This is a genomic window from Novosphingobium sp. ST904 (genome assembly GCF_001298105.1).
GTDB lineage: Bacteria > Pseudomonadota > Alphaproteobacteria > Sphingomonadales > Sphingomonadaceae > Novosphingobium.
This window is the reverse complement of sequence record NZ_LGJH01000166.1, coordinates 1-23379: the sequence shown is the minus strand read 5'-3', so window position 1 is coordinate 23379 and position 23379 is coordinate 1. Positions and strand designations below refer to the sequence as shown.

The 23379-nt window shown below is 63.9% G+C and carries 22 protein-coding genes and 2 pseudogenes; 11 read left to right on the top strand and 13 right to left on the bottom strand.

The features are described 5' to 3' along the window. Positions 1-62: 62 nt before the first annotated feature. Positions 63-752 carry a lytic transglycosylase domain-containing protein gene (locus ADT71_RS28030; RefSeq protein ID WP_369818359.1) on the top strand — a complete coding sequence of 230 codons (690 nt, stop codon included), beginning with the start codon at positions 63-65 and terminating at the stop codon, positions 750-752. A 63-nt stretch (positions 753-815) separates the two neighbouring features. Here the strand turns inward: ADT71_RS28030 and galU are convergent, their stop codons facing one another. Next, positions 816-1697 carry a UTP--glucose-1-phosphate uridylyltransferase GalU gene (gene galU / locus ADT71_RS28025; RefSeq protein ID WP_054442011.1) on the bottom strand — a complete coding sequence of 294 codons (882 nt, stop codon included), beginning with the start codon at positions 1695-1697 and terminating at the stop codon, positions 816-818. A 127-nt stretch (positions 1698-1824) separates the two neighbouring features. Between galU and murA the strand changes: the two genes are divergently transcribed. Beyond that, the gene (gene murA, locus ADT71_RS28020) at positions 1825-3108 is read left to right on the top strand and encodes a UDP-N-acetylglucosamine 1-carboxyvinyltransferase (protein WP_054442010.1); all 1284 of its coding nucleotides are present in this window, start codon (positions 1825-1827) and stop codon (positions 3106-3108) included. Positions 3109-3168: 60 nt separating this feature from the next. Next, positions 3169-3384, top strand: coding sequence for a hypothetical protein (locus ADT71_RS28015; protein WP_054442009.1), 216 nt, complete (start codon positions 3169-3171; stop codon positions 3382-3384). Between the two features lie 90 nt (positions 3385-3474). Here the strand turns inward: ADT71_RS28015 and ADT71_RS28010 are convergent. From ADT71_RS28010 to ADT71_RS36110, 10 genes and pseudogenes are all read right to left on the bottom strand, one after another. Continuing rightward, positions 3475-3707, bottom strand: a pseudogene (locus ADT71_RS28010) (ribbon-helix-helix domain-containing protein). A 70-nt stretch (positions 3708-3777) separates the two neighbouring features. Then, positions 3778-5022 carry a serine hydrolase gene (locus ADT71_RS28005; RefSeq protein WP_054442008.1) on the bottom strand — a complete coding sequence of 415 codons (1245 nt, stop codon included), beginning with the start codon at positions 5020-5022 and terminating at the stop codon, positions 3778-3780. Between the two features lie 8 nt (positions 5023-5030). After that, positions 5031-5843: a TauD/TfdA family dioxygenase gene (locus ADT71_RS28000; RefSeq protein WP_054442007.1), complete on the bottom strand. Its 813-nt coding sequence runs from the start codon at positions 5841-5843 to the stop codon at positions 5031-5033. A 77-nt stretch (positions 5844-5920) separates the two neighbouring features. After that, on the bottom strand, positions 5921-7018 hold the full coding sequence (locus tag ADT71_RS27995) for an acetamidase/formamidase family protein (RefSeq protein ID WP_054442006.1): 1098 nt from the start codon (positions 7016-7018) through the stop codon (positions 5921-5923). Beyond that, positions 7009-7839: a 4,5-DOPA dioxygenase extradiol gene (gene ygiD, locus ADT71_RS27990; protein WP_231636286.1), complete on the bottom strand. Its 831-nt coding sequence runs from the start codon at positions 7837-7839 to the stop codon at positions 7009-7011. Before ygiD ends, ADT71_RS27995 begins: the two co-directional genes overlap by 10 nt. Positions 7840-7952: 113 nt before the next feature. Further along, positions 7953-8438 (bottom strand): VOC family protein, encoded by a 486-nt coding sequence (locus tag ADT71_RS27985; RefSeq protein WP_054442005.1) that lies wholly within the window; start codon positions 8436-8438, stop codon positions 7953-7955. A 186-nt stretch (positions 8439-8624) separates the two neighbouring features. Continuing rightward, the gene (locus ADT71_RS27980) at positions 8625-9839 is read right to left on the bottom strand and encodes an SRPBCC family protein (protein WP_054442004.1); all 1215 of its coding nucleotides are present in this window, start codon (positions 9837-9839) and stop codon (positions 8625-8627) included. A gap of 217 nt (positions 9840-10056) precedes the next feature. Continuing rightward, a complete protein-coding gene (locus ADT71_RS27975; RefSeq protein WP_231636285.1) occupies positions 10057-11322 on the bottom strand; it encodes a CynX/NimT family MFS transporter in 1266 nt (421 codons plus the stop codon). Positions 11323-11534: 212 nt separating this feature from the next. Further along, a complete protein-coding gene (locus ADT71_RS27970) occupies positions 11535-13511 on the bottom strand; it encodes a TonB-dependent receptor (RefSeq protein WP_369818372.1) in 1977 nt (658 codons plus the stop codon). Between the two features lie 131 nt (positions 13512-13642). After that, a pseudogene (locus tag ADT71_RS36110) lies at positions 13643-13915 on the bottom strand (TonB-dependent receptor); the annotation flags it as partial. Between the two features lie 383 nt (positions 13916-14298). Between ADT71_RS36110 and ADT71_RS27965 the strand changes: the two are divergent. Continuing rightward, entirely contained in the window at positions 14299-15318 is a 1020-nt protein-coding gene (locus ADT71_RS27965; RefSeq protein ID WP_054442003.1) for an aldo/keto reductase, read from the top strand. A gap of 31 nt (positions 15319-15349) precedes the next feature. After that, complete coding sequence (locus tag ADT71_RS27960; protein WP_054442002.1) at positions 15350-16345, top strand: bile acid:sodium symporter family protein; 996 nt, start codon at positions 15350-15352, stop codon at positions 16343-16345. A 1-nt stretch (position 16346) separates the two neighbouring features. Here ADT71_RS27960 and ADT71_RS34705 read toward each other — a convergent pair whose 3' ends face one another. After that, complete coding sequence (locus ADT71_RS34705; RefSeq protein WP_231636282.1) at positions 16347-16613, bottom strand: helix-turn-helix domain-containing protein; 267 nt, start codon at positions 16611-16613, stop codon at positions 16347-16349. Continuing rightward, positions 16556-17146, bottom strand: a complete 591-nt coding sequence (locus tag ADT71_RS27955; protein ID WP_231636281.1) for a GlxA family transcriptional regulator — start codon at positions 17144-17146, stop codon at positions 16556-16558. The genes ADT71_RS34705 and ADT71_RS27955 overlap by 58 nt, the downstream gene beginning before the upstream one ends. A gap of 141 nt (positions 17147-17287) precedes the next feature. On the opposite strand from ADT71_RS27955, the gene ADT71_RS27950 reads away from it, so the two are divergent. The 6 genes from ADT71_RS27950 (at position 17288) to ADT71_RS27925 (ending at position 23104) form a co-directional block, all read left to right on the top strand. After that, positions 17288-17992, top strand: coding sequence for an SDR family oxidoreductase (locus tag ADT71_RS27950; protein ID WP_347812919.1), 705 nt, complete (start codon positions 17288-17290; stop codon positions 17990-17992). A 99-nt stretch (positions 17993-18091) separates the two neighbouring features. After that, positions 18092-18586: a hypothetical protein gene (locus tag ADT71_RS27945; RefSeq protein WP_054442001.1), complete on the top strand. Its 495-nt coding sequence runs from the start codon at positions 18092-18094 to the stop codon at positions 18584-18586. A gap of 143 nt (positions 18587-18729) precedes the next feature. Further along, positions 18730-19170, top strand: a complete 441-nt coding sequence (locus tag ADT71_RS27940) for an Rrf2 family transcriptional regulator (protein ID WP_054442256.1) — start codon at positions 18730-18732, stop codon at positions 19168-19170. Between the two features lie 271 nt (positions 19171-19441). After that, complete coding sequence (locus ADT71_RS35250; RefSeq protein WP_054442000.1) at positions 19442-19642, top strand: YezD family protein; 201 nt, start codon at positions 19442-19444, stop codon at positions 19640-19642. 86 nt (positions 19643-19728) lie between these two features. Beyond that, positions 19729-22287 carry a TonB-dependent receptor gene (locus ADT71_RS27930; RefSeq protein ID WP_054441999.1) on the top strand — a complete coding sequence of 853 codons (2559 nt, stop codon included), beginning with the start codon at positions 19729-19731 and terminating at the stop codon, positions 22285-22287. A gap of 34 nt (positions 22288-22321) precedes the next feature. Then, the gene (locus ADT71_RS27925; protein ID WP_054441998.1) at positions 22322-23104 is read left to right on the top strand and encodes a sulfite exporter TauE/SafE family protein; all 783 of its coding nucleotides are present in this window, start codon (positions 22322-22324) and stop codon (positions 23102-23104) included. Positions 23105-23379 lie beyond the last annotated feature (275 nt).

Below are 23379 nucleotides of genomic sequence, written 5' to 3'. Positions count from 1 at the left end.
GGGTGAGCGGTTGGTCGCGTAAGTGTTGAGACTTGCGCGGCTGCTGCGGTAACAAGGCCGCGATGGTGAGATTTCCGAATCGCATGAACGGCACGGCCGCTGCGGCAGCAATAGCTGCGGCGGCCATGGCGATTCCCGGCACCGCTTCGGCGGACGTGCTGGAAATCGGTTCCGGCGGCTATCAATGGGTGGCGGGCGGCCCCGCCAAACCTGTGGTGGATCCACTGGCGGCCCCTGCGGGCGAGGCTCCGATGGTCGAGTTCGCTGACGATGCTGCTGCCGCCGCGCCGGGCTCCGCGCCGACCGAGATAGATGCCACGCTGTTGCATCCGCGTTCGATCACGGAAGCTCTCGACGCTGCCGGTCCCATGCGCTGGCGCGCGCGTGTCGCCGAACTGGCGGCGAAGTATGATATCAGCCCGACCCTGCTCGAAGCGGTGGTCTGGCAGGAAAGCCGCTGGAACGAAATGGCGATGTCCCCCGTCGGCGCGCGCGGTCTGGCGCAGCTCATGCCGGGTACGGCCGCACAGATGGGCGTGAATCCCGGCGATCCGATGGCCAATCTGGAAGGCGGCGCGCGCTATTTGCGCATGCAACTCGATGCGTTCAACGGCGATATCGAAAAGGCGCTGGCGGCCTATAACGCCGGGCCGGGCCGGGTCCAGAAAGCGGGCGGGATTCCGCGCATTCGCGAAACCCAGGCCTATGTCGCCTCGATCATGGCGCGGCTGACCGATCCCGTTCGCCGGTAATTTTTCGCAAAAAAACCATCGAAGGAGCGGCCGGAGACGGAGCGTCTCCGCACCGCAGCCTGTTCAGCCCAGCAGCTTCCGGGCGATGCTGCGCACTTCCTCACCCATGTCCGCCCGGTCGAGCGCGATGGCGAGAGTGGCTTCGACGAAGCCGACCTTGGAGCCGCAATCGAACCGCTGGCCGGCGAAAGTAACGGCGTGGAACGGCTGCTGGCCGATCAGCTTGGCCATCGAATCGGTGAGCTGGATTTCGCCGCCTGCCCCTTTGCCCTGGTTGGCCAGCAGGTCCATGATTTCCGGTTGAAGGATGTATCGGCCCGAGACGATCTTGTTGGAAGGCGCCTCATCGACCTTGGGCTTTTCGACCAGACCCTTGACCTCGGTGAGTGCGCCATTGCTGGCGCCGGGGGCGATGACGCCGTAGCTGGAAACTTCCTCACGCGGCACTTCCAGAACCGAGACGAGGTTGCCGCCGACTTCGTTATAAGCCTCCACCATCTGGGCCATGCAGCCGGGCGAGCCGTACATCAGTTCGTCGGGAAGGAAGATCGCGAAAGGTTCGTCGCCGATCACCGCGCGGGCGCACCAGACCGCATGGCCGAGGCCGAGGGGAACCTGCTGACGCACCGTAACGAGATTGCCGGGCTGGATTCGCGTCGGCTCCAGGGCATCGAGCGACTTGCCGCGCGCGGTCATCGTGGCTTCGAGTTCGTAGGCCGTGTCGAAGTGTTCGACGATTGCCGTCTTGCCGCGACCGGTAACGAAGACGAATTCCTCGATCCCCGCTTCACGCGCTTCGTCTACCGCATACTGGATCAGCGGCCGATCTACGACAGGTAGAAGCTCCTTCGGAATCGCCTTGGTGGCGGGAAGAAAGCGGGTTCCAAGGCCGGCGACCGGGAACACCGCTTTACGGACGGGCTTTTTGTACTGTGGTGCAGACATGGTTAAAGGTCTGACTCCGTTTGGTTACAATGAAGTTAAAGCCGCTTCGCAGACGCAGCGCAACAGTCTATCCAAGTTTCTCCGAGCCGTGCTTGCTGCACGGCCAAATCCCGTTAAAGAGCGGGCAATGGACAAGATCATCATCGAAGGCGGCAAGCGCCTTTCCGGCACCATTCCCGTTTCCGGTGCGAAGAACGCGGCGTTGACGCTGCTGCCTTGCGCCTTGCTCACCGAAGAGCCGCTGACGTTGCGCAATTTGCCGCGTCTGGCGGACATCGACGGGTTCCAGCATTTGATGAACCAGTTCGGCATCTCGACGATGATCGCGGGCAGCCGTCCTGAAGATTTCGGCCGCGTGATGACCTTGCAGGCGCCGCGCATTACCAGTTCGGTGGCGCCCTACGATCTGGTGCGCAAGATGCGCGCTTCGATCCTCGTGCTTGGTCCGATGCTGGCGCGCATGGGCGAGGCGACCGTTTCGCTGCCCGGCGGCTGCGCGATCGGCAATCGCCCGATCGACCTGCACCTCAAGGCGCTCGAAGCACTGGGCGCGCAGATCGAGATGGCGGCGGGCTACGTTCGCGCGATCGCGCCGGACGGCGGCCTGCCGGGCGGCCGCTATTCCTTCCCGGTGGTCTCTGTCGGCGCGACCGAGAACGCGCTGATGGCGGCCGTGCTCTGCAAGGGCAAGTCCACCCTGCACAATGCAGCGCGCGAACCGGAGATCGTGGACCTTTGCAATCTGCTCGTCGCCATGGGCGCGCAGATCGAGGGTATCGGCACGTCCGACATCACCGTTCACGGGGTGAACCGCCTGCACGGCGCGACTTACATGGTCATGCCGGATCGTATCGAGGCGGGCTCCTATGCCTGCGCGGCGGCCATCACCGGCGGCGAAGTCACGCTGAAGGGCGCCAAGATCGAGGATATGGAAGCCACCGTGCAGGCGCTGCGCGATGCGGGCGTCCATGTTGAACCGACGGCCGAGGGGCTTCACGTTGCGGCGGACGGTCCGCTCAGGCCGGTTACGCTTTCGACCGCACCCTATCCGGGCTTCGCCACCGACATGCAGGCCCAGCTCATGGCACTGCTGTGCCGGGCCGAGGGTTCGAGTGTCCTGACCGAGACGATCTTCGAGAACCGCTACATGCACGTTCCCGAACTGAACCGCATGGGCGCGCATATCGAAACCAAGGGGCGCACCGCCATCGTCCACGGCGTTCCGCGGCTCACCGGGGCCGAAGTCATGGCAACCGATCTTCGCGCCTCGATGAGCCTCGTGATCTCGGGTCTGGCGGCCGAGGGCGAAACGCAGGTCCACCGTCTGTACCATCTCGATCGCGGTTATGAACGTCTCGAGGAAAAGCTCGCTCTGGTCGGCGCACAGATCGAACGGGTCGGCGGCGAGTAAGGCAACCGTTCGCGATCATGGCGCGTTGCTCTTCCTGAATACCCGAGAGGAGCAACGACCATGGGCCTGATCAAGTTGGCCGCAGCCGGCGCAGTCGGCTACGCACTTTACAAGTACGCGAACCGCGACAAGGAAGAAGCAGCTGCCGGAGGCGGTTTCGGCCACGTCCGCGATGCCGGGCCGGAAAGCATGACGACCAAGCCGCCGCGCTGGTCGAAGACGGACGAGGCGATCGACGAGAGCTTCCCGGCCAGCGATCCGCCTTCCAGCTACTGATTTCTACCTACTGAGTTTCCTGCGAGCCATCGCAGTGTACCCGAGGGGCGGGGCCGCAAGGCTTCCGCCCCTTCCCGTTTTCAGGCCGGCTCAGGTCCGCAGCGAATCGACCAGCCAGACGCGGATGGCGCTGGCCAGGCCGGGAGGCGTTTCTGCTTCCAGGCGGTCCGCATCGATCCGCGCGACCAGCGCGTTCAGCGGCACGCGCTGGCGCACGGCGATTTCCTTGAGCATGTCCCAGAACAGCGGTTCGAGACTGATCGAAGTCTTGTGCCGGCGATCTCGATCGAGCGCTTGATCGGCGGGTGGTAAAGTTGGGTCATGGAAGAGAGCGTAGCCGGGTTGGGGAGGAGGGGAAACGTCAACATCGCGCCGGGGTGGGGTCCACGCCGCCTAGCGTTTGGTGACAGCCAGTGCCGCACGGTCGAGCGCCTCGCGCAGCTTCCAGGTTCGCGCTTCGAATGGGCCGGGCGTGAGTTCGTTGGTCATCAGGATCGCGACGACATCGTGAGCCGGGTCGGCGAAGAAATAGGTGTTGGCCGAGCCTGACCAGCTGCCGGCGCCCACCGGCAGTCCCCCGCGCGCTTCGGTTCCGGGGTCGCCTATCGCAAGGCCGTAGCCGAAGGGGCTGTCGAGATGTTCGCCGCCGCCCGTCCTCAGGCGAGGGGTGTACATGGCATCGACCGATTCCGGTTTGAGCAGCCGCTTGCCGTGCCACTTTCCGCGACCGGCCAGCATTTCCGCGAAATGGCGATAGTCCTCCAGCGTTCCGGCCAATGCACCGCCGCCATCGCGCAGCCGCGCGGAGTTTCGATATTCCGACGTTTCCGGCAGGTCCACCGCACGGAGGCCCTGTTCGGTCGCCAGGTAGCCGGTGACGAGACGTGGTGCCTGCGTGTCGCTGACGACGAAAGTCGTGTCCTTCATTTCCAGCGGGTCGAGGATGTTGCCCTTCAGGAAAGCGTCGAGGCTTTCGCCGGAAACGCGCTCGATCACCGCGCCGAGTACCGTGGTGGAGAAACCATAACTGAAGCGCTCGCCCGGCTGGTGGAGCAGGGGGGCCCGGCCCAGGCGGGCCACGAGGTTATCCAGCGTCGCGGCGGGCGGCACTTGCGCATGGGCGCTGGCGACGGCGGTGGTGCGGCTGACGCCTTTTTCGCGATACCAGCGCTGGACCGGGGTATCGCCCATGAATTCGTAAGTGAGGCCGGAGCGGTGGAGCAGCAGGTCCTCGATAGTGACCGGACGTGTAGCGGCAATCGTGTCAGCCGTTTTGCTGCCGTCCCAGACGCGCAAGTTCGCCATTTCCGGCAGATACTTGCCGACAGGATCGGTCAGCGCGAGCTTGCTCCGTTCGGCCAGCATCATGATCCCGACCGAGGTGATCGGCTTCGACATCGAGTAGAGCCGGAAAATCGCATCGCGGGCGATCGGACGCCGGCTTTCGATATCGGCGTAGCCGCTTGAAAGCTCTATCAGCGGCTTGCCGTGCTGTTCGATCAGCACCAGCGCCTGTGGCAATTCGCCTGAGGCGACCATCGCGTCGAGTTCGCGTTGCAGTGTCTCGGCTGGAGCAGCGGCAAGCGAGGGCGCTGCGCAAACCAGCGCCGTCGCCGCAAGCAGCAGGTGCAACTGCATCGACGGGCTCAGAAGGGCCGGTCGCCGGCCACCGTCACGCGGAAGCCCGAGCGGACCTCGGGGAAGTAGTCCCATACCGCGAAGTGCTGGGTGCAGCGATTGTCCCAGAAGGCCACCGAATTCTTCTGCCAGCGAAAGCGGACGTGGAAATTGGCGTCTTTCACATGGTCGAACAGGAAATCGAGCACGGCCTTGCTCTCGGGGCCGGACAGCTCGTTGATCTTCGTGGTGTAGGACGAGTTCACGAACAGCAGCTTGCGGCCGGTGACCGGATGGGTGCGGATCACCGGGTGCGAATTGCAGGGGTAGGTCTTGGTCGAATCCGGGAAGATCGCCTTGTAGACGTGGTTGGCGTCGTGAACGGCGGTCAGCGGATCGAGGAAGGCCTTCATTGCCGGGGACAGCGCGTCATAGGCCGCATACATGCTGGCAAAGAGCGTATCGCCGCCGTCTTCGGGCAGGGTGTGGATGTGCAGGATCGAACCCATCGGCGGTTCGGCATCGGCTGAGAGGTCCGAATGCCAGTTTTCGCCCGCGACGAACTTCGAGTTCTCGTCGGCATGGATCGCGACAACTTCGGGATGGTCGGGAAGCCCGGCGACGCCCGAGTGAATCGCCAACCGGCCGAAAGCGCGGCCCAGCGCCTTGTGCGCCTCGTGATCGATATCCTGATCGCGGAAGAACACGACCTGGTGCTTCATCAGCGCGTCGTGAATCTCGGCGAAGGCCTGGTTGCCGAGCGGCTGGCGCAAGTCGACCCCGAAGATTTCCGCGCCGATGCGCTTGGTCAGGGGGCGGACGTCGATCAGTTCATAACCCATTGTCGGGCTCCGGTTCTTGTCTTCTTGGGCACGCACCGGACGCGGAGTGAGGGCTCTCGCGTCCGGTGCGTTCGGTTTCATTCGGGATCGCGAACGCTGCCCTTATCGGGGAAGATGCGGCGTTCGATGCGGCAGTGGATGCCCTGCGTGCCGTCGACCACCTGAGTCACGCCGAAGTCGGCAGCGACGCTCATCAGCGAATAGCCGTCGTTGCGCGAAAGGCCCTGATGCTCTGTGAGGAGGTGGAGCATGTCCAGCGAGGCGGACTTCATCGCCTTGTCCAGATTCTCTCCGAAGCCGTGGACGATCCAGCAATCCGGCGTTTCCAGCAGCGGCGAGGGGAAGGAGAAGTCCTTGCGCAAGATGATCTGGAACAGCACGTCGAGCGAGGATTCGATCGCGGTGCCGCTGATCTCGCCGTCGCCCTGGCTGATGTGGGGGTCGCCGATCGAGAACAGGCCGCCCTTGACCTGCACCGGGTAATACATCGTCGCGCCCGCGCCGATGCGCCAGTTGTCGATGTTGCCGCCGTGAAGGCCGGGGGGAATCGTGCTCACCGCCTCGTTGACGGCCGGCGCGACGCCGGCGGTGCCGAGGTGCGGACGGGCCGGGATGGTGATGCCGGGCAGCGCGGTGGAGCGGTCGCATTCCGGGCAATGGGTGATGCGGCCGGGCACGACATATTTCTCGTCCACGTCATAGGCGTAGAGCGCGCTGGCGGTATTGGCGTTGGGATCGATCTTGTAGATCGTGACGCGCTCGGTCTCGCCGAATTCCTCGTAGAGATGGCCCCAGTTGGCCGCGAGGTTCGAGCCGTAGTTGAAGCGCGGGCGCATCGCCATGTAGCGCACTTCCAGCATGTCGCCGGGTTCGGCGCCCTCGACGAAGATCGGGCCGGTCATGATATGGCAGCCCGGCGCACGGGTGGCGGGATCGATTTCGGTGAAGATGCGGCGGATGTCATCGTCGAACATCAGGTCCGGATCGTCGCCGGCATGGTGCGTGACGGCCTGCGCCTGGATCAGGTCGCCGCTCTTCACATAGAGCGCCGGCTTGATCTCGGGCGAGAAGTAGCCCCAGTGCACCGTTTCCGGCGTGGCCCGAAGATGGTGCAGGGCCGACGGCTGGAGAGCGGCCTCCCTGGCGGGCTCGGGCTTAAGGCTGATCAGTGCCATCGGAACTCCTGTTGGGAAGGAAATGGGGTGCGGGCGCTTATTCGGCGCCGATCAGCACGCTCGTCATGCTGAGCGACTTGTGCTGGATGAAATCGGGTTCGAAGGTTGCCGCCTCGTCCTCGTGGCGGGGCGCCCAGGACGTAGAGCAGCGGCAGGAAATGGTCGGAGCTCGGCACCGAGAGCCGGGCGGCATCGCCCAGTGCCTCGTAGTCGATCACGGTCTGCGGATCGTCGGAGGCGATGGCCTTGCACATCGTGGAGTTGAACTGCTCGGCCCAGGGATAGGGATCGGCGGCCGGGTTGGCCCAGTCCATCGCCGGCAGGTTGTGGACGATGTTGCCGGTTCCCATGATCAGCACGCCCTCGTCGCGCAGCGGGCGCAGCATGCGGCCGACCAGCCAGTGCTCGGCCGCGCTCTTGCCAAGATCCATGCCGAGCTGGATCACCGGAACGTCCGCTTCGGGATAGGCGTGGACCAGCACAGACCAGGTGCCGTGGTCCAGCCCCCAGTTGGCGTCCATGCTCACCGGCATGGGGCTGAGCAGTTCGCGCACGCGTGTCGCCAGTTCCGGATCGCCGGGGGCGGGGTACTGCACGTCGAACAGGGCCTGCGGGAAGGCGCCGAAGTCGTGGATCGTGCGCGGCTGGGCCATGGCGGTGACGGCGGTGCCGCGCGTCTGCCAGTGGGCCGAGATGCACAGGATTGCGCGCGGCTTGCCGATGCCCTCCGCGATCTGGTTCCAGGTGCGGGTGACGGCGCTCTTTTCCAGCGCCACCATCGGGCTGCCATGTCCGAAGAAAACGATGGGAAGGCGGCTCATTGTGCGTCTGGCTCCGGGTATTGCTTCGATGCGTGCAGGCTATGGAGAAGCGGGGCGGGCGGTCTTGCGGCGGCGCGCACAAGAACTTGTCGCGCCGCCGTGGATGCCCCTGCCTATTCGCGCGTATAGTCCTCGGGAATCTGCGGATTCTCGCCGGCCTTGCCCCACAGAAGTATCTCGTTGCCCCAGGGGTCGGCGAAGGCATGGTTGTAGCCGTTGAATTCCTTCCAGTAATGGTTGCGCCAGAGCACCTTGCCGCCCAGCTTTTCGGCGGTGGCGAGAATGCGTTCGGGGCTGTCGTCGTCGCCGATCAGCACCCAGATGCGCGCCTTGCGGCCACCGGTGGACAAGGTGCGCGGCTCCACGCCTTCGGGATTCGGGTGCGGGCGGGCGTTGTTCGCGTCGAACACGCCGAGGTGGAGGTTGCCGATCTGGCTGTCCGACCCGTCCTTGTTCTGGAAGAAGCCGCCAGGGACCATGCGGTGGTAGATACCGTGCGGGCGCGCGTCGTTTTCCCAGCCGAAGACTTCCGCATAGAATTCGCCGGCCTTGGCGGGATCGTCGGTGGCGAAGTCGACGAAGATGAGGGTGTTGGTCATGTAGGCGTGCTCCCGTTGGTATGGAGACAGGCCTAGCCCGTAGGTTTGCGGACGCTCGCCATGCCGCGCACGAATCGTTGATTCCTCGCGCCTGCCCGGAAGCGCGGATAAAAAGGCGGCGCCCGGTACGAGACCGGACGCCGCAGACCGTCGGGAATGGGTGACGGTAAAACTCAGGTTTGTGAATCAGGCGCGCAGGCGGGTGACCGGGGCAGCCAAAGGTTTCTGGGGCCCGCGGCGGCGGTCCCATTCGCGGCGATAGCGCTCCACCAGCCAGACGTTGAGCAGGCGCTGGGCCCCCTCCTGCCAGGAGTAGCGACCGCGCGGCGCGAACTTCGAGCGCAGGCCCTGCTGGACCAGCTCGTCGACGTGGAAGTCCTGGCTGACGATTTCCTCGACTGCGGTGTCGTTCATCTTCATCTTCAGCTCGAACAGCGGATCGTCCATGGCCTCGGGCACCATCAGCGTGCCGATGGTCAGGGCGTGCGACTGGGCCGAGCGCGGGTCCATGATGAGATAGAGCACGGTGTCGTTCAGCACGACCAGCGAGAGGCTGGGCGGCAGGTTCACGAACAGGAGCCGGTTCTGCTCCTCCTCGGTAAGCTTGGGGAACACCGGGAAGACCGACTTCTGCGTGGCGTTGAAGGCGGCGTTCTTGTGGAGCGTGCCGTTGAGCCGATAATAGCCCGCCGAATCTTCCGGCACTTCGGGAAAAGTGGCGAGCCCGCTCGGGATGAAGTCGTGCAGCGGCCCTGCGTGCAGGCGGCTGGCGTGGTAGCCGTCGTTGTTGTTCTCCAGCATGACCTTCCAGTTCCAGGGGAACACGGTGGCTTCCTCTGGACGCGGCCCGCGCAGGTTCGCGAAGTCATAGTTGGCGACGACATCCTCCAGCCCCGAAAGGCGCGGGGTCAGCGGCTCGGCTTCGGGGTCGAGGTTGATGAAGACGAAGCCGTGCCAGATCTCGTGCCGGATTTCCGGCAGGCTGGCGGCCTTCTTGTCGAAATTGCAGGTGCGGTTCATCGCCGGTGCGCCGACGAGCGTGCCGTCCAGATCGTAGGTCCAGTGATGATAGGGGCAAACGAAGGCGCGGGCATTGCCGTGACCCTCCGCCACCAGCATGGCGCGGTGCTGGCAGACCGCCGAAAGCGCCTTGACGGTGCCGTCGCGCGTTTTGGTGACGATGATCGGCTCGTCCGCGCGGGTCACGGTGAAGAAGTCACCGGGCTTTTCCAGCCACTCGGCACGGCCGACGCAGAGCCATTCGTGCTCGAACAGGGCAGCTTTCTCGAAGTGGTGGAATTCCTCGTCGGTATAGCAGGCCGGAGGCAGCGTGTCGGCTTCGAGCGTGTCCTTGATGGAACTGCCAAGGCTGTCGAAGAACTGATCGTTGAGTAGAGTCATTCCTGCCTGATCCCCGTATCGGTGAGACCGGGGAGAACGCCGTGCGTCCTCCCGCAACCGGGCCAGACTAGCGGGTGCCGCAGGGCAGGGCTTTGCACTGGGCGCAGTGACTTTTGGCAGGAATGGATACCGCCCTGCGAAGTCCGCTTCAAAAATGCAAAAGCCACCCGAAGCGACTACAGCGCTTCGGGTGGCTTTTGCTTCCGGCGGGAACTGCTTATTCGGCCGGGACCATTCCGTCTTCGTCGATCGCGGCTGGCTGCGGGGCGGCTGGTGCGGGGCGATAGACCGGCGCACGCAGGAACAGCACCGCAATGATCGTGGCGGCAGCCAGCAGCAGGGCAAACACGAGGATGGCCAGCGAATAGCCGCCGGTCACGTCGGCGATCCGGCCGGCACCGATCGGGCCGAGGACTGCAAGAGTCGTTGCCGTGGTGGCCATGGCGGTCATATCGCCGGCGATGCCGGCGCCGAAGTAGCGCAGGAGGAGGATATGGGCCGAGAGCCAGGCCATGCCCCAGCCCAGTCCGAACAGAGTGGCGGCTGCCGTGGCGACAAGCACCATCGAGGCGGACCACAGCAATGCCATGGCCAGGGCCTGCAGGGCGAGTCCCGCTACGAGAATGCGGCGCGGGTCGATGCGTTCGCACAGGGTGCCGGTCAGCCCCTTGGCGCCGGTGCCGGCAAAGGCCAGCAGGCTCATGGCGATCGCGCCGGGCGCGGCGCCTTCGCCGAGGTTGGCGATGTGAGCCACGAGAATGGAGTGCGCCGAAGTGACCGCCGTCTGCACCACCGTCATGAGGAGGGCGAGAATCAGGAAGCTCGGGGTCATCAGCGCCTGCTTCACGGTCCACACGCTGTTCTGCGCCGGGGCGGCCTGCTCATGGCCTGCGCCCTTGACCTGCTCGACGCTTTCCACCTTCACCGCGTCCCGGATGCAGGCAAGGCAGATCAGGCCGAGGATGAGGGCGCTTACGGACATGACCAGCCAGTGCAGGCGCCAGTCGCCGGTCAGGCCGACGATGCCGCCGACGATCAGGGGGCCGACGATGCCGCCCGCCGCGCCGGTCATGAAGTAGAAGCCGATCATCCGTGAGGAGGTGCGCGGGAACCATGTCGCCAGCAGGTAGACGGCGGGCGAGGGAGCGACGAGCGAGAAGCCGATGCCCATCAGCGTGGTGGCCACGAAGAACAGCGTCAGGTGTTCGATCTGCGAAGCGATGAAGAACCCGGCGGCAAGGGTGAGGCAGCCCGCAAACATCGTCAGCCGGGTGCCGATGGATTTCATCAGCAGCGGCGGCAGCGGGCTGGCGAGACCACAGGCGAGCCCGAGCAGCGAGAAGCTGAGCCCCGCTGCCGCCTTCGACCAGCCGAGCTGCGCCACCATCGTATAGAGCACATAGCCGAGAGAGGTGAAGGTCGTCGCCGTCACGAAGAAGAACCCCAGCGAGGCGGCGAACATGACGAGGGCACTGCGCGGCATTGCTACTCCTGCGGGCTCCGTCCGGATGGAATCGCCGGACTGACACGCCGTGCAGGCTCTCATGCTGCGGCTGCACACTCTTGATGACCTGCGCCTAGATAGTTGATCGAGGCTGCGGAACAAGGATCGGCGGCACTTTGTCCGAAAAGGAAAGGGCGCGGAGACCGAAGCCTCCGCGCCCGTTGCCGTTCCCGCGACCCTTTCGGGCCGGATCAGAACTTGTAGCCGACCGAAAGGATCACCTGACGCGGCGGAATGAAGGTCTCCATGACCTGGGCGCTGCCGTAGGGGTCGGAGAAGCGCGAGTTCACGCCGTTCTTATCGAAGAGATTGACGACGCGCAGGGTGACGTTGGTGTTGGTGTCCTGCGGTTCGTACTTCAGCATCAGGTTGACCTGCGTGTACGAGGGCGTGATGTCGACGTCGCCTTCGTTGAACAGGCGGTATTGGTACTTGCCCCGGTAGATCAGCTGGGCACGGGCGGTCAGTTCGCCCGGACCGACCTGACCGTTCCAGGTCGCGGCCACATTGCCCTGCCAGCGCGGCAGCTTGGGGATGCGGTTACCCTTGATATCCTCCCGCGCGGCATCGCGTGCCGCCACGGCGGCGGCGAAGTTGGTCCAGAACAGGTAATCGGGATAGCCCGCCGCGTTCTGGGCATTGGCGGCGTTGGTCGGATCGAGCGCGAGGTAGTGCGACGTGAATTCGCCCTCCAGATAGGACATCGAGGCGTCGAAGCGCAGTCCTTCGGTGGGAATGTAGGAGCCTTCGAGTTCGAGGCCGTAGACACGCGCCTTGGGGGCGTTGCTGATGCCCTCGCCGTAAAGGATCGGGTCTTCCTCCAGGAACTGCATGTTGCGATAGTTGTAGAGGAAGGCCGAACCGTTGATCTGGAGCGTATCGCCCAGGAACCGGTTCTTGGTGCCGATCTCGAACGAGTCGACGGTTTCCTGCTTGTAGGTCGGCAGGATCGAGTAGCTGTTTCCCGCGGAAGCGGAAGAGTTGATGCCCCCCGGCTTGAAGCCGCGCGTCCAGCTTGCATAGACCATGTTGCTTGGCGTGATCTGGTAATCCAGCGCGACCTTGCCGGTCCATGCATCGCCCTTGCGGCCTCCCGTGGAGGAAGGCTGGAGATAGGCGCCCGAGGTCTGGCTGGAAGTGCCGCCGGACATGCTGTCGAACATGCCGGTGGCCTTGTCGTGGTTGTATCGCACGCCGGCGGTCAGCTTGAGCTGGCTGGTGAGATCGTAGGTGCCCTGTGCGAAGAAGGCGTAAAGATCGCGCTTGATCGAGGACAGTTCGGCATAAGTCAGGTTTTCGATCGCGGGATCGTTCCAGGTCGTGCTGGTGGGCAGCGCCGGGGAAAGGATGTCGCCGGTCGAACCGCGGTATTCGTTGATGTACTGGCTGTTCTTGGAGTGCAGGTAGACCCCGCCGAGAACCCAGTTGAACGGGCCGCTGCCGTTGGAGGTCAGGTTGAGCTCCTGGCTCCAGCTCTTGGTGTCCGATTCCCACAGCGGCACATGGTCGTAGGCCACGCCGGTGAAGCTGATCGGGTTGTAGGTGTTCTGGAAGAACGTTTCGGTGTCGAGGCCGTCCGAATCCCACGCCTGTTCGGAATGGAGCTTCTGGTAGCCGGTGATCGACTTGATCGTGGCGAACGGCGTCTCCCACTTCACCACGCCGGTATAGAGCTGCGTCTTGACCTTGGAGCGACCCGGATAGTCCTGCGTCAGTACGCGCGGATCGGTTTCGGGATCGAGGATGTTCTTCTGGGCGGGGCCGTTGGTCTCGCTGTTGAACTGCACCGTGTTCAGCACGACCGAGAAGTTCGAAGCAGGCTGCCACTTGGCGCCGAGACGCCAGCCGGTCTCGTCCTGATCGTCGAGGTCGTACTTTTCTACACCGGGCACCTTGGTGGCATAGGCGTAGCCGTCGTGCTTGGTGTACTGGAAGGCGCCGCGCACCGCGAGGGTGCTGGACAGGGGCACGTTCACCGCGCCCGAGCCCTCCATGTAGTTGTAGTTGCCGATCCCGGCGTTGAGATTGCCGCTCAGGCTCTCGGTGCTCGGCTCGATCGATACGACGTTGATGGTGCCGCCGGTCGATCCCTGTCCGAACAGGGTGCCCTGTGGACCGCGCAGTACCTCGACTTGCGCCACGTCGATGAAGGCCGCGCTCGCGGCGATCGAGTTGAAGATGTAGACGCCGTCGATGTGATAGGAGACGCCCGGCTGGGTGTTGGTGTTCTCGGGCGTTTCGAACCGATGCCGCGGATCGAGATGATGCGCTCGCCGCCGCCGCTGCGGGCGACCACGAGACCGGGAACCGTACCGTTGAGGCCGGTAATGTCGTTGATGTTCGAGGCCTTGAGCGTTTCGGCGGTGATGGCGCTGACCGAAAGCGGCGCCTGTTGCTGGCTGACGTCGCGGCGCTCGGCAGTGACGACGATATCGGTAAGGCCTTCGGACGGCGCGGCGGCAGCGGTGGCTGCTGCTGCTGCGGCTTCCTCGGCGTGCGCGCTGCCCGATGCGAACGCGAGGAGAGAAACGCTCGAGGCGAGCGCGTAGGCGATTCGTGACTTGCTGATCATGGTAGCTCCCCGAACAAAGTCAGACCGATTCCCGGTTTTGCGGCTCGTGCTTGTGCTTGTGGCCGCTTGTCGGAAAATCTGGCGCGGGGAACGGACGCGGTCTTGTGCATTTGCGAATAAGTACTTGACCGTTGAAACCTGCGACGGAGGGCGAAGTTAGTACGAATCGCCGGTTTTCCAAGGCTTGTACGGGTTAACGAACAGGAGTTTTCCCGCAGCCCGCTTTCTTGCAATGCAAAATCGGCGGGGCATGGCGTCTTGCGTCAAGCTGCCGGGTGGTCTGGCGACAAGACCGGGCGCCGGAGGCATGGCAATGGCGGGATGAGTTCGAAGGTCGGCGGCGCAGGCTTTGATCACACCGCCCCTCAGGGAGAAGCACAGCCATGACCACCGGCATCGCAGAAAGGCTCGCCACCCGTCCGCTCGGTTTGACGGGCATGGAGATCAGCCGCGTCGGATTTGGCGCCTGGGCCATCGGCGGGCCGGACTGGGCGGTCGGCTGGGGCGCGCAGGACGATGCAGATTCGATCCGTGCCATCCGCCATGCCGTGTCACGCGGAGTGAACTGGATCGACACGGCGGCGATCTACGGCCTTGGCCACTCCGAGGAGGTGGTCGCGCGCGCCCTTGCGGGGATGCCCGTTCACGAACGGCCCTATGTCTTCACCAAGTGCGGGCAGGTCTGGGATCCGAACGACCGCAATTCCAAGATTCGGGTCGGCCGCAAGGCGTCGATCGTGCAGGAGGCCGAGGATTCACTGCGGCGCCTGCGCGTGGAGCGGATCGACCTGCTGCAGATGCATTGGCCGGCAGAGGACGGCGCGGCGCTGGACGAATACTGGGGCGCCTTGCTGGAACTGAAGGCGGCGGGGAAGGTGAGGGCGGTCGGCCTGTCCAATCACGATGCCGGGCAACTGGCCGAGGCTGAGGGCATGGGCCATGTCGACACCCTTCAGCCGCCGCTTTCGGCGTTGAAGCGCGGTGCGATGGAACGGGAACTGCCATGGTGTCTTGCCCGGGATACCGGGGTGATCGTCTATAGCCCGATGCAGTCGGGCCTGCTTTCCGGGGCCTTCTCGGCCGAGCGCGCGGCGGCGCTTGCCGCGGATGACTGGCGTAGCCGCCATCCCGACTTCACTGGGGAGAATCTCGTTCGCAACCTGGCTGTGGCAGCGGCGATGAAGCCGGTGGCAGAGCGGCACGGGGTGTCGCAGGCTGCGGTGGCGGTTGCCTGGGTGCTGGCTGTTCCGGGCGTGACGGGGGCCATCGTCGGCGCGCGCAGCCCGGCGCAAGTGGACGGCTGGGTGGCCGCGGCCGGTCTGGTGCTGAGCGATGAGGACTTGGCCGGAATTGCCGCCGCCATTCGCGATTCCGGTGCGGGCTCCGGTCCCGTTCCCGGCTGATTTCCTTCTTTTCCCTCGATCAGGACTCTCCATGAATCGCCTGCTTTCGCGCCTGAACATCGACCCGTATCTTCTCCTGCTGGTCTCGACGGTGGGGCTGGCCTCAGTGCTTCCGGCGCGCGGGGTCTGGGCGGATGTGGCGGGCGGGGTGGCCGATGCGGGGATCGCGCTGCTGTTCTTCCTGCATGGCGCCAAGCTCTCGCGCGAGGCTATCCTCGACGGGGCGCGGGCGTGGAAGCTGCACCTGACGGTGGCCTGCCTGACTTTCGTGCTGTTCCCGCTGATCGGCCTTGGCGTGAGCGCCATTCCGGGCCTCGAACCCTCGCTGGCAACCGGGGTGCTGTTCCTGACCCTGCTGCCCTCGACGGTGCAGAGTTCGATCGCCTTCACCGCGATTGCGGGCGGCAACGTGGCGGCGGCGGTGTGCAGCGCCTCGTTCTCGAACCTTGCAGGCATTTTCCTGACCCCGGTGCTCACCGCGCTGCTCATCACCGGCAAGGCGCAGGGCTTCTCGACCGATCCGATCGTCACGATCTCGCTCCAGCTGCTGCTGCCGTTCGTGGCGGGACACCTGCTGCGGCCGTGGATCGGGGGCTTCGTCCAACGGCACAAGAAGCTGCTGGGCTATACGGATCGCGGTTCTATCCTGCTGGTGGTCTATACCGCGTTCGGGGCCGCCGTGCTCGAGGGACTGTGGCAGAAGGTGACGCTTTCCGAACTGGCGCTCATCGCGGCGCTTTCGCTTGGGATTCTGGCGCTCGTGATGGTGCTGGGAAATGTGCTGGGCAGGCTGCTGGGCTTCAATCACGAAGACCGCATCGTCATCCTGTTCTGCGGCTCGAAAAAGAGCCTGGCGACCGGCGTGCCGCTGGCAGGCGTGCTGTTTCCCGCCGCGCAGGTCGGCGCGATCATCCTGCCGCTGATGTTCTTCCACCAGATCCAGCTGATGGTCTGCGCCGTTCTCGCCCGAAGGCTCGCCGCCAAGGCCGAAGAGGGGAAGGGCGACGAGGCGCTTTCTCCGGCGTGAATCAGGCTGCCACCGCCAGTTCCGCTCCACTGTGAAAGCGAGCCCGATAGTCGCCGGGAGTCAGGCCAAGTATCCGGCTGAACACGCGGCGAAACGCGGTGGCGTCCTCATAGCCCACCGACCAGGCGATCTGGTCGATCGAGCGCCGGGTGAATTCCAGCAGTTCGCGCGCCTTGCCGATGCGCAAGTGCTGGACGTATTCGGTGGGCTTCATCCCGGTCGCGCTCTTGAAACGGCGCTGGAGCGTGCGTTCCTCAAGCCCGGCCATATCCGCCATTTCGGCCACGCTGGCCGCCGGCCGCCGCGGGACTGCAACCAGTGCTGCACCTTCAGGATCGCCTCGTCGCCATGCGTGAGTTTCGGCGCGAAGCTGGAATAGTGCCGCTGTTCGCGCCCGGCGGGATCGACGAGCAGGAACTTCGCGGTTTCGATCATGACGGTCGGGCCAAGCAGGCGGTCAACCAGCCGCACGCCCAGATCGGTCCAGGCCATGAGTCCGCCTCCGGTGATGATGTCACCGTCCTCGATCACGATCTTGTCAGGTTCTACGAGAACCTTGGGGAACCGCTCCCGGAAGTCCTGCGCGAAAAGCCAGTGCGTGGTTGCCGGACGGCCATCGAGAAGCCCGGTTGCGGCGAGGATGAAGGCGCCGCCGCAGCTGGAGGCCAGCGTGGCGCCGCGCCCGGTGGAGAAGTGGGAAGCTATGGCGAAGAGGTCCGTAATTCCATGGATCATCGCCATCTGGCAGCCGTGGTAGAGTAAGAGGCCAACTTCCAGTTCAGGCCGCGAAGTCGGTTTCATCGTCGCGAACATCCTTTGTCGGTTTTGGCCTGCTCAATGTCGCAAGCGCCGCGCCCCGAACGGGACGGCAAAGCCTATCTCCAATCGTGCCCGGCGCAAAGACGCCGACCCCGAAAGCAATAAAAGCCCAGGAGAAGTACGATGAGCAAGAACACCTACCTCGTTACCGGCGCTTCCGATGGCATCGGCGCGCTCTATGCCGACCGTCTGGCCCGTCGCGGGCATGACCTGATCCTCGTCGCTCGCCGCAAGGACAGGCTGGCCGATCTCGCCGCGCGGCTCGAGGCGGAAACCGGCGTCGCGGTGGAAGTGATCGCTGCCGATCTCGCGGTGGCCGAGGATCTGTTGCACGTGGAACAGCGGCTGCGCGCCGACGATGCGATCGTGGGCCTCGTCAATAATGCGGGCATCGCCAACGAAGGCTCGATCGTCGAAGCCGACCCCGACTATCTTTCGGGCATGATCAACCTCAACATCCGCGCCGTAACCCGCCTTTCGGCGGCGATCGCGCCCCGGTTGGCTGCGGCGGGAGAGGGGACCATCGTCAACATCACTTCCGTCACGGCGCTGATGCCGGATGCCTTCACGGCGGTCTATCCCGCCACGAAGGCCTATGTGCTGGCATTTAGCGAAGCGCTCGCCGCCGAACTTGGCCCCAAGGGCGTTCGCGTCCAGGCGGTGCTGCCGGGGATCACTCGCACCGCGATCTGGACCGATGAGAAGATGGCGACGCTTCCCGCGCACATGGTCTATGGAAGCGCAAGACATGGTCGATGCCGCGCTCGCCGGTCTCGACATGGGAGAAGCGGTGACCATCCCGGCGCTGCCCGACATGGCGCAGTATGAAGCTTATCTGGCGGCGCGCATCGCGATGCGTCCCAACCTTTCGCTTGCAACACCCGCGCTGCGCTACGGCGCGGTGGCGGCCAACTGAGGGGGCGTGTCATGATCCTTGGTCTCGATATCGCCCAGTTCACCGCACTCCATGTCGCGATCAGCCTGGTAGCGATCGCGACCGGGATCGTGGTCATGCTGGCCTTCGCATCGGGCCGCGTGAGAGTGCGGTTCCTCACCGGGCTCTTTCTCGTCACTACGGCGGCGACGACGATCACCGGTTTCCTGTTTCCGATCCGCGCGATTACGCCGGCGCTCATTACCGGAATCGTCTCGACCCCGGTTCTCGCAGTCGCCTTCATTGCGGTCTACCGTTACCGGCTGAAGGGCCGCGCGAGGGCGATCTATGCAGTGAGCGCGAGCCTGGCGCTTTACCTCAACCTGCTGGCCTTCGTGACACAGGCCTTCCTGAAAGTGCCGTCGCTTCATGCTCTCGCTCCCCAAGGGACCGAGACTCCATTTCTCGCAGCACAACTCGCGACGCTTGCCGCCATGATCGCACTGGGCATCCGTACTTTCTCGGTCGCCCGCCGGACAGCCGCCTGAACCCTGTTTCGACACCTGCCTCCGCCTGAACCGGCCTCCGGCGGAGGCGCCATTTTGCCTTGCCAACCAAAAAGGCTGACAATCTGTGAAATCACGGCTTAACGGCCTTGCCATCGGCTCTTGCGCTGCTGCATGACGGGAACGTGCTTTCGCAGAAAACCCGATACGCCATCCGCGCCATGCAGCATCTTGCCGACAACTACGGGCAAGGTCCGATTCAACTCGCGCAGATCGCCGAAGCACAGAACATTCCCGCCAAATTCCTGACGACGATCCTGTCTGAACTGACCCGGTTCGGCATTGTCGATTCCCAGCGAGGCAAGGATGGCGGCTACCGGCTTGCGGTCTCCCCGATCGACATCACTTATGGCGATCTCATTCGCCTGATGCGCGGATCGCTCGCACTCGTGCCCTGCGCCAGTCGTTTCGCGCACGAAAAGTGCAAGAATTGCCTTGAAGAAGGTGAATGTCGCACTCGTGCCTTGATGCTGGAAGTGCGTGATCGCACCGCTGAACTGCTTGACGGCGTGCGTCTTTCTGACCGGATCGACCCCGTTCCCGCGCAGATCGACGAAGACGTCTAAGCGCGGAAGCACCGCCCCGCGCGGCAAGTAAGTATCCATTTTATTTATATTTTTCTCAAGCGATACCGTCCGGATAGCCGGGCGGTCGATGGCTGCGATCCCTATTTGCCATCCTGTTCAAAGGGGGGAGCCATTCATCGCTTCGGCGTAAATAGATTTTGCTTTGGCGTGAAAACGAGAAACTTTCGGGTAGACGTATTGTCAACTTATTAAGTTGAGAATAGAGTGCGGACGGCGGCAGGATAAAGCCGCGCTCGGAGGAAGATTCGCAATGTCTCAACCGTCATCGGACAACCAGCGATCGGGACTGCACCTCTCCAGGGATTCAGAGGGCACAAATCCCAAGGCGGCACCTCTTCAGGTAGTCGCCGATGCCCTGGATCAGATGCGCTACGGCGTCATCCAACTGACAGTCCACGATGGAAAGCTCGTTCAGCTGGACATCACTGAACGGCGGCGCTTCGCCTCGTAGGCGTGCGCTTCACCGGAACCTGACAGCCTGCCGCGCAGACCGGACCGCCGGATGTGAGGCCCTTCGAAAAACATAAGGGGGACTTCATGAGAAAGTTTATTCGCGGGCCGCTTCCGGCCCCGCTTCCACTCGCTTGCCTATCGTTCACGCTCATGCTGGCCGCGACGCCCGCATTGGCCGAGGAAGCCGCGGAACCGGTGGCGACGACGACATCGGTCAATGCCGACGGCACCGAAGAGGGACCGCCGACCTCGGTGGGCACGGGCGCCCACGATCGCGGCGGTGAGATCCTCGTGACGGCACGTCGCCGTCAGGAATCGAGCCAGGAAGTGCCTTTGGCGATCTCCGTGGTGGGCGGCGAGCATATCGACTCCACCGGCTCGTTCAACGTCGGCCGCCTCCAGCAGCTCACGCCTACACTGCAGTTCTATTCCTCGAACCCGCGCAACACGGCGGTCAACATTCGCGGTCTCGGGGTGCCGTTCGGCCTTACCAATGACGGTATCGAACAGGGCGTCGGTATCTACATCGACGACGTCTACAACTCGCGCGTCGCCTCGGCCACGTTCGATTTCCTCGACGTCGCCCAGATCGAAGTGCTGCGCGGGCCGCAAGGTACGCTCTACGGAAAGAACACCACGGCCGGCGCGATCAACATCACGACGAACCAGCCCACCTTCGACTTCGAAGGCAAGGCCGAAGTCTCGATCGGCAACTACAACTTCAAGCAGGCCAAGGCCGCTATTTCCGGTCCGCTGACGGACAAGCTGGCGGCACGCGTTGCCATCTCCTCGACTGACCGTCGCGGCACGATCTACAATGTGACGACCAACCAGTGGATTCAGAGCCAGGACAACCTCGGCCTGCGCGGCCAGTTGCTCTGGAAGCCGACCGACACGCTGGCGATCACGCTTGCAGGGGATTTCAGCACGCAGGATGCGAACTGCTGCGGTTCGGTCTACGTCCGCACCGGTACGACCCAGCGTGCGCTCAACCGCCAGTTCGCCGCGCTCGCCGCGGCGCAGGGCTATGCACCGCCCAGCACCGATCCCTTCGATCGTCTTACCGATCTCGACACGCCGCTGAAGGCGAAGAACAAGATCGGCGGCGCATCGCTGCGCGTGAAGTGGAATCTCGGCGCGGGCGAACTGACCTCGGTCACCGCCTGGCGTTTCTGGGACTGGGATCCGTCCAACGACCGTGACTTCACCGGCCTGCCGATCGTCTCCCTGTCGCAGAACCCCTCGCAGCAGGACCAGTATACGCAGGAACTGCGCTACAACTACAGCAGTGACAAGATCGACTTCGTCGTCGGTGCCTTCGGCTTCTACCAGCGCATCGATACGCAGGGCACCGAAGCGCAAGGCGCCGCCGCCAGCCGCTGGAGCATCAATCCGGGCAACGACTCCGTCGTCCCGCCGGGCTCATCGGGCTGCGGCCCCACGACGTCGAACCAGCTCGCCTGCGATCCTTCCGTGCTGAACGGCCTGGTTGCCTACAACACGCAGTATCTCAAGAACACCAGCGCTGCGCTGTTCGGCCAGTTGAGCTGGCATCTTACGCCGGAACTGACGCTCCAGCCCGGCGTGCGCCTGAATTACGACAAGAAGGAAGGCTACTACCAGCGCCGCGTCTTTGACGGACAGGGCAATGAATTGCTGCTCGGTCAGGCGTCCTATACGCCGCGCCAGACCGCGCAGTTGGCGATCTACACCCCGCAGGAAATCTCGCCCGAATTCAGCGACTGGAACTTCAGCTACGATTTCAACGCAAGCTACAAGATCACGCCGGACGTGCTGTTCTATGCAACTTACGCAAAGAGCTTCAAGTCGGGCGGTATCAACCAGAACGGCGTGCCGGTCGACCTTCAGAACAACCCGATTCTCGCCTCGGCCACGGTGAAGCCGGAATCGGTTCATAACTACGAGGCCGGCATCAAGACCCAGTTCTGGGACCGCCGGGCTACTCTGAACCTTTCGATCTTCCGTACCGACATCGGCAATTATCAGGCCAACGTTACCAACGGCCAGTATGGCGTGCTGCGTGGCTATCTCGCCAATGCGCAGAAGGTTCGCTCGCAGGGCGTCGAGTGGGACTTCTCGGTCCGTCCGAGCGAGCGTTTCAACGCCTACGTCAACGGCGCCTATACCGACGCGACCTATCGCAAGTTCACTGATGCGCCGTGCCCGCCGGAACTTTCGGGCGGTACGGCTGTCATCACCGGCCAGACGCCGGGCGCCGCCGGCGTGCCGAACTCGCTCAGCCCCCAGAACTGCGACATTTCGGGCCAACGCCTGCCTGGTGTTTCGAAGTGGTCGTTCTCGTTCGGCGCGGAGATCAACAACCCGGTCTCCCTGCTTGGGAAGGAGGGCGAAGTCTACTTCGGCTACGACGGCAGCTATCGTTCGAACTTCTCGTCGAATCCGTCTCCTTCGGCCTACACCTGGATCGATGGGTACAGCCTTTCGAACTTCCGTCTCGGCTTCCGGGCTGACAGCGGCTTCGATATCTACGGCTGGGTTCGCAACGCTTTCGACCAGAACTACTTCGACCAGCTCTTCGTCGGTCCCGGCAACACCGGCCTGATCGCGGGGCTTCCCGGTGATCCGCGTACCTGGGGCATGACCGTCCGGTACAGCTTCTGATCTCCGTCATTCACGGAACAGGGAGGACAACCTCATGTTCGATCTTGGATTAAGCCTGGGCGATATCCTGCCCTTCGTGGTCGTCGGGTTCGCGGCGCAAGTCATCGACGGCGCCTTGGGCATGGCTTTCGGTGTGATTTCCCAGACGATGCTGGTCAGCGTCCTGGGAGTCGCGCCGGCGGCGGCTTCGGCCAGTACGCATCTCGTGGAGATATTCACGACGGGTGCTTCCGGCGCGAGTCACATCGTTCACCGCAACGTCGATTGGGGGCTGTTCAAGCGGCTGGTTCCCTTCGGCGTGGCGGGGGGCGTACTCGGAGCCTACTTCCTGTCCAACATCGATGCCTCGGTCGCGAGGCCCTACATCATGCTCTATCTCACGGGCATCGGCTTCTATCTGCTGGTCAAGGCGATCCGCATGTCGAAGCCGCGTTTCGAGGACCCCCGGATGACCCGCCCACTGGCGCTCACCGGCGGCTTCCTCGATGCGGCCGGTGGAGGGGGCTGGGGCCCCGTCGTCACTTCGAACCTGCTGATTCAGGGCGGAGATCCGGCCAAGGTGATTGGCACGGTGAACACGGCGGAGTTCCTTTTGTCCCTGTCGATCTCCATCTCCTTTATCGGTGCGCTGGGGTTCAGTGCCTTCAGCGGGGTGACGATCGGGATGATCATAGGGGGCGTGATCGCAGCGCCGTTCGGCGCGCTGTTGGCCAAGCGGGTTCCGCCGCGAACTTTGCTGTTCGCAGTCTCGCTCGTTCTGATTGCCTCCAGCGTTTTCAGTATTGCGAAGGCATGGAACCTGATTCCCGGCCTTTGAGGCGCTGATCGGGATAAATCAGGCACATTTGGGCCGGGGCGAATCATCTTTCGCCTCGGCCCAAGTCGCATCTGGAGCAAAGCGCTACCGGATGCCGAGGCGGGAATGGCTGAAACCCGTCATTTTTTGATTAAGTGTCATTTTTTTGAAAAAGGGGTGTTGACCGAATCAAGGGCGGGACTTAGAGGGCCTCTCACCGCAGCGGACCACACGGTTTCGCAGCGGTCGCCACCAGCTACGGGCAACTTGCTCCTCGAGGTAAAGATCGGGGACGG

Coding starts and splice junctions, on each gene's coding strand:
- ADT71_RS28030 (WP_369818359.1), top strand. CDS start 63: ATGGTGAGATTTCCGAATCGCATGAACGGCACGGCCGCTGCGGCAGCA.
- galU (WP_054442011.1), bottom strand. CDS start 1,697: ATGTCTGCACCACAGTACAAAAAGCCCGTCCGTAAAGCGGTGTTCCCG.
- murA (WP_054442010.1), top strand. CDS start 1,825: ATGGACAAGATCATCATCGAAGGCGGCAAGCGCCTTTCCGGCACCATT.
- ADT71_RS28015 (WP_054442009.1), top strand. CDS start 3,169: ATGGGCCTGATCAAGTTGGCCGCAGCCGGCGCAGTCGGCTACGCACTT.
- ADT71_RS28005 (WP_054442008.1), bottom strand. CDS start 5,022: ATGCAGTTGCACCTGCTGCTTGCGGCGACGGCGCTGGTTTGCGCAGCG.
- ADT71_RS28000 (WP_054442007.1), bottom strand. CDS start 5,843: ATGGGTTATGAACTGATCGACGTCCGCCCCCTGACCAAGCGCATCGGC.
- ADT71_RS27995 (WP_054442006.1), bottom strand. CDS start 7,018: ATGGCACTGATCAGCCTTAAGCCCGAGCCCGCCAGGGAGGCCGCTCTC.
- ygiD (WP_231636286.1), bottom strand. CDS start 7,839: ATGAGCCGCCTTCCCATCGTTTTCTTCGGACATGGCAGCCCGATGGTG.
- ADT71_RS27985 (WP_054442005.1), bottom strand. CDS start 8,438: ATGACCAACACCCTCATCTTCGTCGACTTCGCCACCGACGATCCCGCC.
- ADT71_RS27980 (WP_054442004.1), bottom strand. CDS start 9,839: ATGACTCTACTCAACGATCAGTTCTTCGACAGCCTTGGCAGTTCCATC.
- ADT71_RS27975 (WP_231636285.1), bottom strand. CDS start 11,322: ATGCCGCGCAGTGCCCTCGTCATGTTCGCCGCCTCGCTGGGGTTCTTC.
- ADT71_RS27965 (WP_054442003.1), top strand. CDS start 14,299: ATGACCACCGGCATCGCAGAAAGGCTCGCCACCCGTCCGCTCGGTTTG.
- ADT71_RS27960 (WP_054442002.1), top strand. CDS start 15,350: ATGAATCGCCTGCTTTCGCGCCTGAACATCGACCCGTATCTTCTCCTG.
- ADT71_RS34705 (WP_231636282.1), bottom strand. CDS start 16,613: ATGGCCGGGCTTGAGGAACGCACGCTCCAGCGCCGTTTCAAGAGCGCG.
- ADT71_RS27955 (WP_231636281.1), bottom strand. CDS start 17,146: ATGAAACCGACTTCGCGGCCTGAACTGGAAGTTGGCCTCTTACTCTAC.
- ADT71_RS27950 (WP_347812919.1), top strand. CDS start 17,288: ATGAGCAAGAACACCTACCTCGTTACCGGCGCTTCCGATGGCATCGGC.
- ADT71_RS27945 (WP_054442001.1), top strand. CDS start 18,092: ATGATCCTTGGTCTCGATATCGCCCAGTTCACCGCACTCCATGTCGCG.
- ADT71_RS35250 (WP_054442000.1), top strand. CDS start 19,442: ATGTCTCAACCGTCATCGGACAACCAGCGATCGGGACTGCACCTCTCC.
- ADT71_RS27930 (WP_054441999.1), top strand. CDS start 19,729: ATGAGAAAGTTTATTCGCGGGCCGCTTCCGGCCCCGCTTCCACTCGCT.
- ADT71_RS27925 (WP_054441998.1), top strand. CDS start 22,322: ATGTTCGATCTTGGATTAAGCCTGGGCGATATCCTGCCCTTCGTGGTC.